This window comes from Nocardioides daeguensis, assembly GCF_019192965.1.
GTDB lineage: Bacteria > Actinomycetota > Actinomycetes > Propionibacteriales > Nocardioidaceae > Nocardioides > Nocardioides daeguensis.
In genome coordinates this window covers 62224-78272 of record NZ_JAHTKU010000022.1, presented here as the reverse complement: position 1 = coordinate 78272, position 16049 = coordinate 62224, and the positions used below count along the sequence as shown (strand labels likewise).

The following is a 16049-nucleotide window of genomic DNA, read 5'->3' as shown; positions in this document are numbered from 1 at the left end:
CCCGGCAGCCTAGGGTTGACGAAACGAAACAGTTCCGTATCATCTTCCAGTACGGAACCGTTTCGTTTCATCCATCCCGATCCGGAGGCCCTGTGTCACCCAAGCCGAGCACTCCCGAGGCGCCCACCCGACCCCGCGTCGAGGGCGACCGCGAGCAGGAGATCCTCGACGCGACGCTGGGCGTGCTGATCGACGTGGGCTACGACCGGCTCACCATGGACGCCGTGGCCACGAAGGCGAAGGCGTCGAAGGCCACGCTGTACCGCAAGTGGGACGGCAAGGCCGCCCTCGTCATCGACGCGCTCATGTCGCAGAAGACGCCGCTGGAGGTCCCCCAGGACACCGGCAGCCTGCGCGGCGACCTGCTCGCCGTCTTCTGCGCCCCAGGCGGGCTGACCGACGAGCACCAGACCGCGATCCTCGGGAGCGTGATCACCGCGATCGGGCGCGACGCCGAGTTCGCCGCCGCGTTCCGCGACCGGTTCATCGCCCCCAAGGTGGCGGTCGCCCGACAGATCTACGAGCGCGCCCACGAGCGGGGCGAGCTCCGCGAGGACCTCGACCTCGAGATCCTCTCCGCGGCCCTCCCGGGCATCGTGCTGCACCGCATGTTCCTCCTCGGCGACCTGCCGAACACCGACCTGATCGCCCGCGTCGTCGACCAGGTCATCATCCCGGCCGCCACCCGCGGCTGACCGAACACCTGCCCTCCTCACACCGAAGGAAGACCATGACCGACGTCGAATCCATCGACCCGGCGGCGAGGACCTCGTCCGCCGAGGACGACGCCACGCCCACCAAGCACGCCGGACTTGCGCTGGTGCTGATCCTGACCGCCCAGCTGATGGTGGTCCTCGACTCCACCATCGCCAACATCGCGCTGCCCTACATCGGCCGCGACCTCGACATCTCCCAGGCCAACCTGACCTGGATCGTGACCGGGTACGCCCTCGCCTTCGGCGGCCTGCTCCTCCTCGGTGGTCGCCTCGGCGACCTCTACGGACGGCGCCGCCTCTTCATGACCGGACTCGTCACGTTCTCGATCGCCTCCCTCCTCGGCGGCCTGGCGGCCAACGAGGGCATGCTGCTCGCCTCGCGGGCCCTCCAGGGCGTCGGCGCGGCGATGGCCGCCCCGGCCGCGCTGGCCCTGATCACCACGACCTTCGCCGCCGGACCGGCGCGCAACCGGGCGATGGCCGCCTACGCGACGATGTCCGGTGTCGGCGCCGCGATCGGCCTCATCCTCGGCGGCTGGCTCACCGGTCTCGACTCCTTCGTCGGCCTCGACGTCGAGGGCTGGCGGATGACCTTCCTCATCAACGTCCCGATCGGTCTGGTAGCGGCCTTCGCCGTGCCGCGGGTCCTCGCCGAGTCCGAGTCCCACCCGGGCGAGATGGACATCCCCGGCGCCATCACCGGCACCCTCGGCCTGCTCGGCATCGTCTTCGGCCTGTCCCGCGCCGGCGAGGAGGCCTACGGCTGGGGCCACGCGCAGACCATCACCGCGCTCGTCGCCGGTGTCGCGCTGCTGACGGCGTTCGCCGTGATCGAGTCGCGCGTCGAGCACCCGCTGCTTCCGGTCCGCATCTTCGCCAACCGCACCCGCGCCACCAGCTTCGCCGCGATGATGATCGCGCCGGCCGCGATGTTCGCGATGTTCTACTTCCTCAGCCTGTTCATCCAGCAGATCGTCGGCTTCAGCCCGCTCGAGGCAGGCTTCGCCTTCCTCCCGTTCTCCTTCGGCATCGTGATCGGCGCCGGCCTGGCCTCCAACCTGGTCGCCCGGATCGACGCCCGCTTCCTCGCCGGCACCGGCACGCTGCTCGCCGCGACGGCGCTGTTCATGTTCTCGCGGATCCCGATCGACGAGTCCCCGAAGGCCGTCCTCACCGCGATGGCCGACGGCGGCGCCGACGTCAACTACTGGACCCACATCTTCCCGTTCATCGTGCTGATGGCGGTCGGCATGGGCCTGGTCTTCGTCCCGATGACCCTCACCGCGGTCCACCACGTCCGGGCCGAGGACTCCGGCATCGGCTCCGGCGTGCTCAACACCATGCAGCAGGTCGGCGGCGCCCTCGGGCTCGCCACCCTGAGCACGGTGGCCCTGCACTTCTCCAACAGCCAGGCCAAGGACGTCGCCGGCCCGATGGCGAAGGCGATCACCGCGTCGGGCGGCGACCCCAGCGCCCCGATCCCCGGCACCGACCTGACCTTCCTCGACGCCGCGATCTTCAACTCGAGCTTCCCGGAGGGCGCCACCCATGCCTTCCTGGTGGCCTCCGGCCTGATGCTGGCCGCATCGGCAGTGATCTGGACGTTCCTGAACGTCAAGCACACCGAGCTCGCCACGGACGCGCCCGAGGGCGTTCACGTCGGCTGAACGCAGCACCCGACTCCCCCTGATCGTTCGATCGAACGGTCAGGGGGAGTTCTCGTCTCAGCCCTCCCTCTCACCGTTCGATCGAACGGTCAGGGGGAGTTCCCGTCTCAGCCCTCCCTCTCACCGTTCGATCGAACGATCCGGGGGATGCGACCCCTCACCACGCCGGGACGCCGGCCGCGAACTCCTCGGTCGTGCGCAGCGTGAACGCGGCGAACCCGTCGGCCAGCGCCCGGTAGTCCTCCCCCGTGGTGCCGAGGCGCGAGCGCATCCGCGGCGCACCGTCGATGACCGGGGCGCGCACGCTCACCAGCGCGACCGCGTCCTGCGTGCGACGGATCGCGATCGCGACGCCCGGCTGCCATCCCCGCACCACGCCGCGTCTGGTCTCGCAGTGCCAGGCCGCGCCGCAGGTCGGCACGGACGGGCTGTCCTGCGGTACCAGCACCACCGTGGTGGTGTGGTCGTCACTGACCAGCTCGGCGCCGACCGCGCCGTCGCCGTACGCCGTGGTGTCGGCCGGCTGCTTCGTCGGGACGTCGCGCGCCCCGTCCTCGACCATCCACTGCGCGACCACCTCGGGTGTGGTCGGCACCGGGTCGCCGAGGGTGTCGTCGTCCGGCCACTTCGGCAGGTCGGCGTCGAGCATCGCCTGCGTCGTGGTGGCGGAGAAGCGGTCGTCGGTGAGCAGCCGGACCAGGTCGTCCTCGACGCCGAGCGGCAGGTCCTGGTCGCGCGGGTCGCCCGTGATCTGCTCGCCGGCGTACGTGACGCTGCGCTCCTCGCCCGCGGCCGTGCGGAAGGTCAGGGTGAGGATGCCGGGGTCCTCCTCGGGCTGCTCCTCCTGCCAGGACAGGTGGAAGTGGCCGTCGTGGCCGTCCCAGTCGGCACAGTCGTCGTACTCGCTGCAGCCGTCCTCGGCGTCGCTGCCGGCCGGACCGACCTCGACGTGCAGGTAGTGCGCGTCGCCCTTGTCCCCCGGTGGCCGGAACCGGATCTCGACACCGAGCGGTTCCGGTACGTCGTAGCGCGGGTTGACGTTGAACGACGTGGGATGGAGATCGAGCGCGTCGACGGCCACGGCGGCGATCGCCTTCTTGGTCGCTGGTGCCGGGCTGTCGTCGGGCTCGTCCGGACCGCTGATCCAGCGGCCGAGCGCGATGACGCCGGCGATGATGCCGAGCACGACCAGCCCCGCGGCCAGGTTCTTGAGGAGATAGACCCGCGTGCTCACCGGGTCAGCCTGACACGGCCCTCGCCACGGTCCGGGCGAGCTCGAGCGCTCGGCGGGCCTCGGCAGCGGTGCTCCCGGCCAGCCCGCAGGACGGTGAGACGGCCAGGCCGGCGCCGACCTGCTCCGGGTCGAGGCCGAGCATGTCGAGCCAGCGCAGCACCCGCTCGACGAGGACCTTGTCGCCCGGGAGCCGCCCGGTCGTCGGGACCACGCCGAGCACGACGGTGTCGCCCGCCTCCAGCGCCTCGGCGGCCGCGTCGTGGCCGTCGGCGTCGAGGAGGTCGAGGTCGAGCATCACGCCCCGGGCCCCGGCGCCGCGGAGCAGCCCGATCGGCACGTCCGGCGCGCAGCAGTGCACCCACGGCGTCGCGCCGGCGGCGTCGGCGGCGGCGAGCACCCACGCCAGGGCCTCGCTGGCCTCCGGCGGGTGGACCATGCGGTGCTTGCCGAACCCCGACGCCGTCGGTACGCCGGCCGCGAGCACCGCCGGCAGCGCGGGCTCGTCGAGCTGCAGGACCAGCTCGGCCGCGTCCGGCAGGCGTCGGCGTACGTCGGCCAGGTGGTCGGCGACGGCGACCGCGAGCGCCTGCGCGAGCTCCCGGCGGGCACCGTGGTCGGCGAGGAGCTTGTCGCCGCGGGGCCGCTCGACGGTGGCGGCGAGGGTCCACGGTCCGGCGACCTGGACCTTGAACGGCCCGGTGTGGCCGGCGGCCCGCTCCTCGAGCGCGTCGAGGTCCTGGGCGAGCAGGCTGCGGGCGCGGCGCTGGTCGACGGGCGAGGCGCCGGAGGTGCCGGTGAGCCGCCAGCCCTCGGGCTGCAGGTCGGCGTCGAGCTCGGTGACCAGGCCCAGCGTGCGGCCCGTGATCGCGGCGCCGGCGCCGCGGCCCGGCACCTCGGGCAAGAACGCCAGGCCGTGCTCGGCGGGCGCGAGCTCGCCGAGCACGACCGACAGGGCCTCGTCGTAGTCGCGCTGGCTCTCGCCGGGGAAGGAGCCGACGCCGGTCCCCCTCATGCCGACACTCACGCCCTCACCCGCCGGGTGCTCGTGATCGTCGCGGACCCGACGACCCGGGTGCCGTCGTACACGACGACGGCCTGGCCGGGCGCGATGCCCTCGGCGTGCTCGACCAGGTCGACGCGCAACGTGTCGGTGCCGACGTGCACGACGGCGCGGTGCTCGGCGCCGTGGGCGCGCAGCTGCACCGTCACACCGTCTCCCGCGAGGACCGTGCCCGCGTCGAGCGGCCGGCCGCACCAGCGCAGCCGGTCGCCCTCGACCCGGTCGACGGCGAGCCGCTCCCGCGGCCCGACCGTCACGGTCCCGGAGACCGGCTCGATGTCGAGGACGTAGCGCGGCCGGCCGTCGGGCGCGGGGTGCCCGAGGCGCAGACCCTTGCGCTGGCCGATCGTGAAGCCGTAGGTCCCGGTGTGCTCGCCGAGCACCTCGCCGGTCAGGTCGTCGACGATCCGGCCGCCCTGGTTGGGCGCCCGGTCGCCGAGCTTCTCGCGCAGCCAGCCGGTGCTGTCGCCGTCGGCGACGAAGCAGATGTCATGGCTGTCGGGCTTGTCGGCGACCAGCAGGCCGCGTGCGGCGGCCTCGGCCCGCACCTGCGGCTTCGGGGTGTCGCCCAGCGGGAACAGGGAGTGCCGCAGCTGCTGCTCGTCGAGCACGCCGAGGACGTAGGACTGGTCCTTGGCGCCGTCGACCGCGCGATGGAGCTCGACCTCGCCCCCGGGGGTGGCCCGGAGGTCCGCGTAGTGCCCCGTCGCCACGGCGTCGAAGCCGAGCGCCAGCGCCTTGTCGAGGACGGCGGCGAACTTGATCTTCTCGTTGCAGCGCAGGCACGGGTTCGGCGTCTGCCCGGCCGCGTAGGTGTCCATGAAGTCCTCGACCACGTCGGTGTGGAAGCGGTCGGAGAGGTCCCAGACGTAGAACGGGATGCCGATCACGTCCGCGGCCCGCCGGGCGTCGTTGGCGTCCTCGATCGTGCAGCAGCCACGCGCGCCGGTGCGGTACGACTTCGGGTTGCGCGAGAGCGCCAGGTGGATGCCCGTGACGTCGTGCCCGGCCTCCGCGGCGCGGGCGGCGGCGACGGCGGAGTCCACTCCCCCGGACATGGCGGCGACGACCTTCATCCCGTGGTCACCTCCGCAGCTCAGGCGCGCGCCGCGCGGGCACGCTCGACGCAGGCACCGATCGCGCCCGCGACGGCCTCCACGTCGGCGGCACTGCTGGTGTGGCCGAGGCTGAACCGCAGTGAGCTGCGTGCCTCGTCGCTGCTGCGGCCCATCGCGAGCAGGACGTGCGAGGGCTGGGGTACGCCGGCCGAGCAGGCCGAGCCGGTCGAGCACTCGATGCCGCGGGCGTCGAGCAGCATGAGCAGCGAGTCGCCCTCGCAGCCGGGGAAGCTGAGGTGGGCGTTGCCGGGGAGCCGGTCGACCGGGTCGCCGTTGAGGACGGCGTCGGGCACCGCCCGTCGTACGGCGTCGACGAGGTCGTCGCGCAGGACGGTGAGCCGGGCGGCGTGCGCGCTCTGCTCCTTGACCGCGAGCTCGACCGCGGCGGCGAACCCGGCGATGGCGGGCACGTCGAGGGTGCCGCTGCGCACGTCGCGCTCCTGGCCGCCGCCGTGGACCAGCGCAGCCAGCTCGACCTCCCGGCGGACGACGAGCGCGCCGACGCCCTGCGGCCCGCCGACCTTGTGCCCCGACAGCGACAGCGCGTCGACGCCCGACGCGGCGAAGTCCACCGGGGTGGTGCCGACGGCCTGCACGGCGTCGGTGTGGACGGGGATGCCGTGGGGGCGGGCGATCGCGACGATGTCGTCGATCGGCTGGAGGGTGCCGACCTCGTTGTTGGCCCACATCACGGTGACCAGCGCGACCGACTCCGGCTCGCGCTCGACGGTGGCCCGCAGCGCCTCGACCACGAGACGCCCGGCCTCGTCGACGGGCAGCAGCTCGACGACGGCACCCTCGTGCTCCTCGAGCCAGGCCAGCGCGTCGAGCACGGCGTGGTGCTCGACCGCGGTCGCGAGGATCCGGGTCCGGCGCGGGTCGGCGTCGCGCCGCGCCCAGTAGAGCCCCTTGACCGCCAGGTTGTCGGCCTCGGTTCCGCCGGAGGTGAAGACCACCTCGCCGGGGCGGCAGCCCAGCGCCTGCGCGACGGTCTCGCGCGACTCCTCCACCACCCGGCGCGCACGCCGGCCCGACGCGTGCAGCGAGCTGGCGTTGCCGACCTCGCGCAGGTGGGAGGTCATCGCCTCCACCGCGACGTCGGTCATCGGCGTCGTCGCGGCGTGGTCGAGGTAGACCGTCCGGGAGTCGTTCATGGCGTCTCCAAGGTTACGGCGCGCCCGCGAACGCCGACCAACCGCCACAGGTCACTCCCGTCGCCGGGTGCGCGAGGAGCCCGAGCAGCGGGTGAGCGTGGCTGCGGTTCCACGACCGGATTCGTCCCTGGCGGGGCCGGTCCGCGACGGACTCGTTCGTCGCGTCGGCAAGGAGCGGCAGGTCAGAGCACCACGAGGTCGTCACGGTGGATGACCTCACGCTCGTAGGCCGCGCCCAGCTCGCGCTTGAGCTCCTTGGACGAGCGGCCCAGCAGCGCGGGAATCTCGGAGGCGTCGAAGTTGACCAGGCCGCGGGCGACGACGGTGCCGTCGGGGGCGAGCAGGTCGACCGGGTCGCCGCCGCTGAAGTCCCCCTGCACCCCGGTCACCCCTGCCGCCAGCAGCGACGCACGCCGCTCGACGACCGCACGCACCGCACCGGCGTCGAGGACGAGGGCGCCCTTGGCCTCGGTGGCGTGCCGCAGCCACAGCAGCCGCGTGGGACGCCGCTTGCCGGTCGGGTGGAACAGCGTCCCGACCTGCTTGCCCGCCAGCGCCTCCGCCGCCCGGTCCGCCGAGGTGAGCACGACCGGGATGCCGGAGCCGGTCGCGATCGCGGCCGCATCGACCTTCGTGACCATGCCGCCGGTCCCCACCCCGGCCGCGCCGGCCGAGCCGATGACCACGTCGTCGAGGTCGGCGGCACCGCGCACGTCGGCGATCAGCTTCGCCCCCGGACGCGACGGCGGGCCGTCGTACAGGCCGTCGACGTCGGAGAGCAGCACCAGCAGGTCGGCGTGGACCAGGTGGGCGACCAGCGCCGCCAGCCGATCGTTGTCGCCGAAGCGGATCTCCGTGGTCGCCACGGTGTCGTTCTCGTTGACGATCGGGATCACGCCGAGCTCGAGCAGCTGCGCGAAGGTCTGGTGGGCGTTGCGGTAGTGGGAGCGCCGGGTCACGTCGTCGAGGGTGAGCAGCACCTGACCGGCGATCAGGCCGTGGCGGGCCAGCTCCTCGGTGTAGCGGTGCACCAGCAGACCCTGGCCGACGCTGGCCGCGGCCTGCTGTGCCGCGAGGCCACGCGGCCGCCTGCTCAGGCCCAACGGGGCCAACCCCGCGGCGATGGCGCCGGAGGAGACCAGCACGACCTCGGCTCCGCGCGCTCGCGCGGCGGCGAGGACGTCGACCAGCGCGCTCATCCGCTCCGGAGCGATGCCGCCGGCGGCGGTCGTCAGGGAGGAGGAGCCGACCTTGACGACGATCCGGCGCGCCTCGGTGACCAGGGCGCGCTCACTCACCGGGGTCGTCCTCCAGCCAGTCGTCGTCGAAGCTCGGCACCGGCTTCGCGTCCGGGTCCTCCTCGGAGCCGATCTCGAACGAGCTCGGACCGTAGACGTCGGGCTGGTCGATCCGGCGCGCGACGTCGGCACGGGTCTCGCCCTCGGCCCGCTCGCCCAGCTGCTCCTGGATCTCGCGACGACGGGCGGCGGCGGGCCGCTCCTCGTGGAACCGGTCGTCCTCGCCGCGGCGCGACAGGTTCTCCGCGCCCGCGTCGATGCCGGGCTTGAAGTCGAAGACCACCGCGTTGTCGGTGGGGCCGATGAGCACGGCGTCGCCCTCCTCCGCGCCCATCTGGAGCAGCTTGGTCTCGACCCCGAGACGGTTGAGCCGGTCGGCGAGGTAGCCGACGGCCTCGTCGTTGCTGAAGTCGGTCTGCCGCACCCAGCGCTCCGGCTTCGTGCCACGGACCCGCCAGCCGGCACCGGTCCGCTTGACGGTGAAGCCGTCGTCGTCGACGGCCTTCGGGCGGACCACGATCCGCGCGGGGATCTCGGCCGCCTTGGCCCGCCGGGCCTCGGAGACGATCTCGGCCATCGCATAGACCAGCTCGCGGGTGCCCTCGCCGGAGACCGCGGAGATCTCGAAGACCCGCAGGCCGCGCTCGCGCAGCTCCTCGACGACCAGCTCGGCGATGCCACGGCCGTCGGGCACGTCGACCTTGTTGAGGGCCACCAGGCGCGGGCGGTCCTCGAGGCCGCCGTACCGGCGCAGCTCGTCCTCGATCACGTCGAGGTCGTCGACCGGGTTGCGGCCCGGCTCGAGGGTCGCCGTGTCGAGGACGTGGACGATCGCGGCGCAGCGCTCGATGTGGCGCAGGAAGTCGTGCCCCAGGCCGCGACCCTCGGCCGCGCCCTCGATCAGGCCGGGCACGTCGGCGACCGTGAAGACGGTCTCGCCGGCGGTGACGACGCCGAGGTTGGGCACCAGCGTCGTGAACGGGTAGTCGGCGATCTTGGGCCGGGCCCGCGAGATCGCGGCGATCAGGCTGGACTTTCCGGCGCTCGGGTAGCCCACGAGGCCGACGTCGGCGACCACCTTGAGCTCGAGCACGACCTCGAGCTCGTCGCCCGGCTCGCCGAGCAGCGCGAACCCGGGCGCCTTGCGGGTCTTGGACGCCAGCGCCGCGTTGCCGAGGCCGCCGCGCCCGCCCTGGGCGACGACCAGCTCGGCGCCGGGCGTCACCAGGTCGGCGATGACCTCGCCGTTGCGCTGCTTGACCACGGTGCCGGCGGGGACGGCGAGGACCAGGTCGGCGCCGTGGGAGCCGTTGCGGCGGTCACCGGCACCGTGGCCGCCGTGCTCGGCCTTGCGCCGCGGGCTGTGGTGGTAGTCGAGCAGCGTGGTGACGTCGGGGTCGACGCGCAGGATGACCGAGCCACCCGGACCGCCGTTGCCACCGTCGGGGCCGCCGAGCGGCTTGAACTTCTCGCGGTGCACGGACGCGACGCCGTTGCCGCCGCGACCGGCGGACACGGACAGGACCACGCGGTCGACGAAGGTGGGGACGGCCATGGGTGACATCTTTTCAAAATCGGTGGTCGCGGTGCGCGGGTGCGCGCCCGAAGCCACAATGGACGAAGGGCGCCCCGAACCGGGACGCCCTTCGAATCCTCAGGTCAGCGTGAGCGTCGCTCACTCACCCGGGACGATGTTGACGACCTTGCGGCCGCGCTTCTTGCCGAACTCCACCGAGCCGGGGATCAGCGCGAACAGCGTGTCGTCGCCGCCGCGGCCGACGCCGGAGCCCGGGTGGAAGTGGGTGCCACGCTGGCGGACGATGATCTCGCCGGCGTTGACGAGCTGGCCGCCGAAGCGCTTCACGCCGAGGCGCTGGGCGTTCGAGTCGCGGCCGTTCTTGGTGGACGCCGCGCCCTTCTTGTGTGCCATGTTTCAGTCCTTGGGGTGTCGTGCTGACCGGGGGTCAGAGCTTGATGTCGGTGACCTTGACCTGGGTGTACTTCTGGCGGTGACCCTGGCGCTTCTTGTAGCCGGTCTTGTTCTTGTACTTCTGGATGATGATCTTCGGGCCCTTGGTGGCACCGAGGACCTCGACCGTCACGGCCGCCTTGTCGAGGCCGGTGGCCGTCACCTTGTCGCCGTCGACGGCGAGCACGACCGGCAGGGTCAGGGTGTCGCCGACCGGCGTGGAGACCTTGTCGATCTCGATGACGTCGCCGACAGCGACCTTCTCCTGCTTCGCGCCTGCGCGCACGATCGCGTACACCACCGGGCTCCTTCTGGTTCAACGTCTGGGTCTACGGCACACTGCGGATCCCACGCCGCGACGTACGTCGCACGATGCCGGGTGCCAGCAGAACGGAACGCCTCGGCGGCGCACCGACGAACAATGTTACGCAGCCGGGCCGGATCCACCAAAACGGGGCCTCCGGCCCGGCCGCGTGCTGACGACTAGCGCTTGCGCGAGCCGCCCTTGCGCTTGATCGGGACGTGCTCGACGTGCGGCTCGTCCGCCTCCCCGCCCGCGGATGGCCCGCCGTCCGTCGGCTCCGTCGCCTCGGCAGCCGCCGAGGCGGGCTCCGCGGCCGCCGGGGCGGGCTCGGCGGCCGCCACCTCCGCCGGCGGACCCGCGGGACGGGTGGCCGCGCGACGGCGGGTCCGGGTCACCACGGTCGTGGTGGCCACGGGGGCCGGCTCGGGCTCCGGCTCGGGCTCCGGCTCGGGCTCCGGCTCGGTGGCGACCTCGGGCTCGGCCTCGACCACCGCGACGTCCTCGACCACCGGCTCGTCGACAGGCGCGACCATCGGCTCGGCAGCCGCCTCGGCAACGGCCTCCTCGACCGGCACCTCGACGACGGGCTGCTCGTCCTCGGGCTGCTCGTCCTCGGGCTGCTCGTGGCCGTGGTCGTGCTCGTCACCGCCCGGCTTGGCCATCGCGGCGATGTCCTTCGGCGACGGCACCGCCTTCGGCGCCTCGGCGGCGGCCTCGGCCTGGCTGCCCCCCTTGCCCTTGCGGCGGCGGCTCGGGCGGCGGGACTCCTCCTGCTCGCCTCCCCCGCCGCGCTTGGGCTCGACCGGCAGGTCGTGGACCACGATGCCGCGGCCCTGGCAGTGGCTGCAGTTCTCGCTGAACGCCTCGAGCAGACCGGTACCGATCCGCTTGCGGGTCATCTGCACCAGGCCGAGCGAGGTGACCTCGGCGACCTGGTGCCGGGTGCGGTCGCGGCCCAGGCACTCGACGAGGCGGCGCAGGACGAGGTCGCGGTTCGACTCGAGCACCATGTCGATGAAGTCGACGACGATGATGCCGCCGATGTCGCGCAGCCGGAGCTGGCGGACGATCTCCTCGGCGGCCTCGAGGTTGTTCTTGGTGACCGTCTCCTCGAGGTTGCCGCCCGACCCGGTGAACTTGCCGGTGTTGACGTCGACGACGGTCATCGCCTCGGTGCGGTCGATGATCAGCGAGCCGCCCGACGGCAGCCAGACCTTGCGGTCCAGGCCCTTCGCGATCTGCTCGTCGATGCGGTACGTCGCGAACAGGTCCGGGGCGCTGTCGCCGGGCTCGTGCCGCTCGAGGCGCTCGGCGAGGTCGGGGGCGACCTGGTCGACGTACTCCTTGACGGTGTTCCAGGCCTCCTCGCCCTGGACGACGAGCTTGGCGAAGTCCTCGGTGAACAGGTCGCGGACGACCTTGAGGGTGAGGTCCGGCTCGCCGTAGAGCAGCTGCGGGGCGTTGCCCTTGGCGACCTTGCCCTCGATGTCCTCCCAGCGCGCCTTGAGCCGCTCGACGTCGCGGGTCAGCTCCTCCTCCGAGGCGCCCTCCGCCGCGGTGCGCACGATGACGCCGGCGGTGTCGGGGACGATCTCCTTGAGGAGGTTCTTGAGCCGGGAGCGCTCGGTGTCGGGCAGCTTGCGGGAGATGCCGGAGGTGGTGCCGTCCGGGACGTAGACCAGGAAGCGGCCGGCCAGGCTGACCTGGCTGGTGAGCCGGGCGCCCTTGTGGCCGATCGGGTCCTTGGTGACCTGGACCAGCACCGTCTGGCCGGACTGCAGGACCGACTCGATCTTGCGGGGCTCGCCGTCCTTGTGGCCCAGCGCGCTCCAGTTGACCTCGCCGGCGTACAGCACCGCGTTGCGGCCCTTGCCGATGTCGACGAACGCAGCCTCCATCGAGGGCAGCACGTTCTGCACCCGGCCGAGGTAGACGTTGCCGATCAGCGAGGTCTGCGACTCGCGGGCGACGTAGTGCTCGACGAGGACCTTGTCCTCGAGCACCGCGATCTGGGTGAGGTCCTTGCGCTGACGCACTGCCATGACGCGCTCGACGGACTCGCGGCGGGCCAGGAACTCGGCCTCGCTCACGATCGGCGCCCGGCGGCGGCCGGCCTCGCGGCCCTCACGGCGGCGCTGCTTCTTGGCCTCCAGGCGGGTCGAGCCGGAGATGGACGTGATCTCGTCCTCGGAGGTGCGCGGCTTGCGGACCCGGGTGACGGTGTTCTCCGGGTCGTCGCCGCCCTCGGCGTCGCCACCGCCACCGCCCTCACCGGCACGGCGGCGCCGGCGCCGCCGGCGCGAGGAGGAGGACGAACCGCCGGACGCGCCGCCCTCACCCTCCTCGGACTCCTCGCCCTCGGCCGCGCTGTCGTCGCCCTCGGCGGACTGGCCGTCCGTGTCCTTGGCCCGGTCGGCACCGGCGTCGGCGCCCTCGGTGCCGTCGCCCTCGGCGGACTCGCCACCCTCGGCGTCCTCGCCCTCCCCGGACGCGGCCGGCTTGCGGCGGCGCCGGCCGCCGCGGCGGCGACGACGCCGCGCGGCACCGGTCCCGGCGCCGGACTCCTCGCCCTCACCCTCCTCGTCGGCGTCCTCGTCGGCGTCGTCCTCGGTCGCCTCGTCGGTCGCCGGCCCCTCGGCGGGCTTCTCGGCGGGCTCCTCGGCAGGCTCCTCGACGGCCTCGACGGCCTCGACGGCCTCGACGGCCTCGGCCGCGGCCTCCTCCTCCGCGGGCGGCTGCTCGGCGCCGGGCTCCTCGGCAGCGACCGGCTCCTCGGCCGGCACGACGGGCGCCTGGAAGAGGACGGCGGTCGCCGGCGCGGCCGCGGTCGCGTCGACGGCGGCGGCCACGACGGCCTCGAGGGTCTCGGGCGCCTCGACGGCGGCGGTCTCCTCCGGGTCCGGCGCGAGCTCGAGCTGCTCGGAGGTCGGCGCGGGGGCGGCCTTGGCCTTCGCCCTGCTGGCGGTCGTCTTCTTCGCGGCGGTGGTCTTCTTCGCGGCCGTCTTCTTGGCCGCCGTCTTCTTCGCCGCGGTGGTCTTCTTCGCGGTCGTCTTCTTCGCCGCAGTGGTCTTCTTGGCCGCGGTCTTCTTCGCCGCCGCCTTCTTGGCGGGCTTCGCGGCCTTCTCCGCCTTCGCGGCGGGCTCGGCGGCGGGGGCGGCCGTCTCGGTCGGGATCTCGGTGGGCGCGTCGGTCATTGCGCTACTCCTCCACCCGGGCGCTCGGCGCTCGGGGTGTCATCGGCGCACGCACGGGGCGGCGCCACAAGCCTTCGTGGGACGACACCCTCCGCGGTCGTGCGTCGCCAGAGGCGGGGCCGCTCGCCTGCCGCGGTCGCCGTGTGCGTCGCGTCGGGCGGTGGTCCGTCTCCACCGTGCCGGGCGGTCAGTCACCTGCCGTCCGGCGAGAACGTCGTCGATCTCTCCGCACGCCGTCCTGTGGGACGCGCGCGGGTGGAGATCTGTGGCGAGTATCGCACAGGGCCGTCACTCGGTCGGCATCACTGGCCGTCAGCGCGTCGCGAGCGGGTCGCCGATGGTCCCGGTGGAACGCTCCAGGACGCCCTGGGCGACCCGGGTCAGCAGACCGGTCGCGGCCACCTCCAGGCCGCTGACCTCGCGCAGCCCGGTGAGCACGTCGTCGGGGCGTACGGCGGGCACCGTGTGCTCGAGCAGCAGGTCGAGATCACCCTCCGGCGTCACCACCAGGCGGACGACCGCTGCCCGGCAGTCGAAGGAGCGCAGCCCCTTCTTGGTCATCCGCTCCACCGTCACCGACGCGGTGGCGAGGAACGCCTCGACCGCGGCCTGCGCCCGCTCCGGCGCGGTGTCGCCCAGGTCGATCAGCCAGTGGCTGGCGCTGAGCAGGTCGGACAGCGAGCCCGCCGCCGTCTGCGCCGCGTCGACGGCGGTCACGACGTCGAGCCCGTCGGGCAGGACGGCGTCCAGCGCCTCCCCCACCGCGACCGGGTCGCGGCTCTCGGCGAGGCCCAGCTCGACGTACTCCGACTCGCTGGCGGCGCCGGTCGGCGACGCGCCGGCGTAGGAGATCCGCGGGTGCGGGTGGAAGCCCGACGAGTACGCCATGGGGATGCCCGCCCGGGCCACGGCCCGCTCGATGGCGCGGCTGACGTCGCGGTGGCTCGTGAAGCGCAGGCGGCCGCGCTTGGCGTACCGGATCCGGATCTTCTGCACGGGCGGTGCCTGTTGTTCGGGAAGCTGTCGAGCCACGAGGGTTGATCGTAGGTCAGTGGGCCGGCACTCCCGCGTTGAGTACCGTGGGGCTGGCGAGCCGACCGCTCGCCCAGCGGAAACGGACCGACGCCCCGGAGGCCTCTTGCTCGCGCTCGACTGCCCGACCCAGTCCTACGACTGGGGATCCGCCGACGCCATCCCCGGCTTCCAGCGGCGCCCGGCCGAAGGAGGACCGGTCGCGGAGGTGTGGGTGGGCACGCATCCCCTCGGCACCGCCCAGTACGTCGACCGGAGCGGCGCCCGCCGGGCGCTGACCGCGGCCTCCGGCGAGCTGGCGTTCATGCTCAAGGTCCTCGCTGCCGACCGGCCGCTCTCCATCCAGGCCCATCCCAACGCCGTTCGGGCACGGGCCGGGTTCGAGGCCGAGGAGGCACGCGGCATCCCGGTGGACGCCCCGGAGCGGGTGTTCAAGGACCCGTACCCGAAGCCGGAGATGGTCTACGCCCTCTCCACCTTCGACACCCTGGTCGGCTTCCGGCCGACCGCCGAGATCCTCCGCGTCCTCGCCCCGCTCGGTCAGGCGACGACCGTCTCCCTGGCCAAGCAGCTGCGCGACAACCCCGGCTTCGCGGGCATCGTCCGGCTGGTCGAGGGCCTGCTCGGCGCCCCACCGGCAGCGGACGCCGTCGCGGAGATCGTGGAGCAGTGCCGCGAAGCGCTGGCGGAGGGCATCGACATCAAGCGAGCCTACGCGACCGCCGTCGAGATCGCCGACCACTTCCCCGGCGACGTGGGGGTCGTGATCTCGCTGTTGCTCAACCGGCTCACGCTGCAGCCGGGCGAGGCGGCGTACCTCGGCGCCGGCATCATCCACGCCCACCTCAGCGGCATGTGCCTGGAGGTGATGGTGTCCTCCGACAACGTCCTGCGCGCCGGCCTGACCTCCAAGCACGTCGACCCCGAGGGTCTGGTGCTGTGCCTCGAGGAGGGCATGTCCCGCGTCGCCCGTGTGACGCCGCAGCTGTTCGGCACCTCGACCGACGTGTTCAGCCCGACCCGCGAGTTCGCCCTCTCGGTGACCCAGAGCTCCCAGGCCGACCCCGACGGCGTCGCCCTCCCCCACCTCGGCCAGCGTCTCCTGGTCTGCACGGGAGGTGACGTCACCCTCCTCAACGCGCGCGACGAGGCCCTCCACCTCCACCGCGGCGACGCGGCGTACGCCGACGAGTCGGACGGCGGGCTGAGGATCGTCGGCGCCGGCGAGGTCGCCCAGGCCTATGTCCCCTCGGGAGCGGCCGGCCGGCTCGACGACCTGCTCTGAACCGGGGCGGGACTCCGG

Annotated in this window: 13 protein-coding genes; 3 read left to right on the top strand and 10 right to left on the bottom strand. The window is 73.2% G+C overall.

Features of this window, described 5'->3' with window-relative positions:
• The first annotated feature begins 92 nt into the window (after positions 1 to 92).
• Positions 93 to 695: a TetR/AcrR family transcriptional regulator gene (locus KU893_RS23705; protein ID WP_218235865.1), complete on the top strand. Its 603-nt coding sequence runs from the start codon at positions 93 to 95 to the stop codon at positions 693 to 695.
• A 35-nt stretch (positions 696 to 730) separates the two neighbouring features.
• Positions 731 to 2383, top strand: coding sequence for an MFS transporter (locus KU893_RS18490; RefSeq protein ID WP_218235864.1), 1653 nt, complete (start codon positions 731 to 733; stop codon positions 2381 to 2383).
• Between the two features lie 157 nt (positions 2384 to 2540).
• Here the strand turns inward: KU893_RS18490 and KU893_RS18485 are convergent, their stop codons facing one another.
• From KU893_RS18485 to KU893_RS18440, 10 genes are all read right to left on the bottom strand, one after another.
• A complete protein-coding gene (locus KU893_RS18485; protein ID WP_218235863.1) occupies positions 2541 to 3617 on the bottom strand; it encodes a hypothetical protein in 1077 nt (358 codons plus the stop codon).
• Positions 3618 to 3621: 4 nt separating this feature from the next.
• Positions 3622 to 4629: a uroporphyrinogen decarboxylase/cobalamine-independent methonine synthase family protein gene (locus tag KU893_RS18480; RefSeq protein ID WP_218235862.1), complete on the bottom strand. Its 1008-nt coding sequence runs from the start codon at positions 4627 to 4629 to the stop codon at positions 3622 to 3624.
• A gap of 8 nt (positions 4630 to 4637) precedes the next feature.
• Positions 4638 to 5753 (bottom strand): tRNA 2-thiouridine(34) synthase MnmA, encoded by a 1116-nt coding sequence (gene mnmA / locus KU893_RS18475; RefSeq protein ID WP_218235861.1) that lies wholly within the window; start codon positions 5751 to 5753, stop codon positions 4638 to 4640.
• A 20-nt stretch (positions 5754 to 5773) separates the two neighbouring features.
• Positions 5774 to 6949: a cysteine desulfurase family protein gene (locus KU893_RS18470; protein WP_218235860.1), complete on the bottom strand. Its 1176-nt coding sequence runs from the start codon at positions 6947 to 6949 to the stop codon at positions 5774 to 5776.
• Between the two features lie 182 nt (positions 6950 to 7131).
• Positions 7132 to 8247 carry a glutamate 5-kinase gene (proB, locus tag KU893_RS18465; protein WP_218235859.1) on the bottom strand — a complete coding sequence of 372 codons (1116 nt, stop codon included), beginning with the start codon at positions 8245 to 8247 and terminating at the stop codon, positions 7132 to 7134.
• A complete protein-coding gene (gene obgE, locus KU893_RS18460; protein WP_218235858.1) occupies positions 8240 to 9802 on the bottom strand; it encodes a GTPase ObgE in 1563 nt (520 codons plus the stop codon). The genes proB and obgE overlap by 8 nt, the downstream gene beginning before the upstream one ends.
• Before the next feature lie 120 nt (positions 9803 to 9922).
• Positions 9923 to 10177 (bottom strand): 50S ribosomal protein L27, encoded by a 255-nt coding sequence (gene rpmA / locus KU893_RS18455; protein ID WP_179724573.1) that lies wholly within the window; start codon positions 10175 to 10177, stop codon positions 9923 to 9925.
• A 34-nt stretch (positions 10178 to 10211) separates the two neighbouring features.
• Complete coding sequence (gene rplU, locus KU893_RS18450; protein ID WP_141799750.1) at positions 10212 to 10514, bottom strand: 50S ribosomal protein L21; 303 nt, start codon at positions 10512 to 10514, stop codon at positions 10212 to 10214.
• A gap of 185 nt (positions 10515 to 10699) precedes the next feature.
• The gene (locus KU893_RS18445; RefSeq protein WP_218235857.1) at positions 10700 to 13714 is read right to left on the bottom strand and encodes an Rne/Rng family ribonuclease; all 3015 of its coding nucleotides are present in this window, start codon (positions 13712 to 13714) and stop codon (positions 10700 to 10702) included.
• Between the two features lie 312 nt (positions 13715 to 14026).
• Entirely contained in the window at positions 14027 to 14710 is a 684-nt protein-coding gene (locus KU893_RS18440; RefSeq protein WP_257441559.1) for a TIGR03936 family radical SAM-associated protein, read from the bottom strand.
• Positions 14711 to 14852: 142 nt separating this feature from the next.
• Here KU893_RS18440 and manA point away from each other — a divergent pair, with 142 nt between their 5' ends.
• Positions 14853 to 16031 carry a mannose-6-phosphate isomerase, class I gene (manA, locus tag KU893_RS18435; RefSeq protein WP_218235855.1) on the top strand — a complete coding sequence of 393 codons (1179 nt, stop codon included), beginning with the start codon at positions 14853 to 14855 and terminating at the stop codon, positions 16029 to 16031.
• Positions 16032 to 16049: the final 18 nt, after the last annotated feature.

Excerpts from the sequence above, each read along its gene's own strand:
- KU893_RS18490 (WP_218235864.1), top strand. The coding sequence starts at position 731 with ATGACCGACGTCGAATCCATCGACCCGGCGGCGAGGACCTCGTCCGCC.
- KU893_RS18480 (WP_218235862.1), bottom strand. The coding sequence starts at position 4,629 with ATGAGGGGGACCGGCGTCGGCTCCTTCCCCGGCGAGAGCCAGCGCGAC.
- mnmA (WP_218235861.1), bottom strand. The coding sequence starts at position 5,753 with ATGAAGGTCGTCGCCGCCATGTCCGGGGGAGTGGACTCCGCCGTCGCC.
- KU893_RS18470 (WP_218235860.1), bottom strand. The coding sequence starts at position 6,949 with ATGAACGACTCCCGGACGGTCTACCTCGACCACGCCGCGACGACGCCG.
- obgE (WP_218235858.1), bottom strand. The coding sequence starts at position 9,802 with ATGGCCGTCCCCACCTTCGTCGACCGCGTGGTCCTGTCCGTGTCCGCC.
- rpmA (WP_179724573.1), bottom strand. The coding sequence starts at position 10,177 with ATGGCACACAAGAAGGGCGCGGCGTCCACCAAGAACGGCCGCGACTCG.
- KU893_RS18445 (WP_218235857.1), bottom strand. The coding sequence starts at position 13,714 with ATGACCGACGCGCCCACCGAGATCCCGACCGAGACGGCCGCCCCCGCC.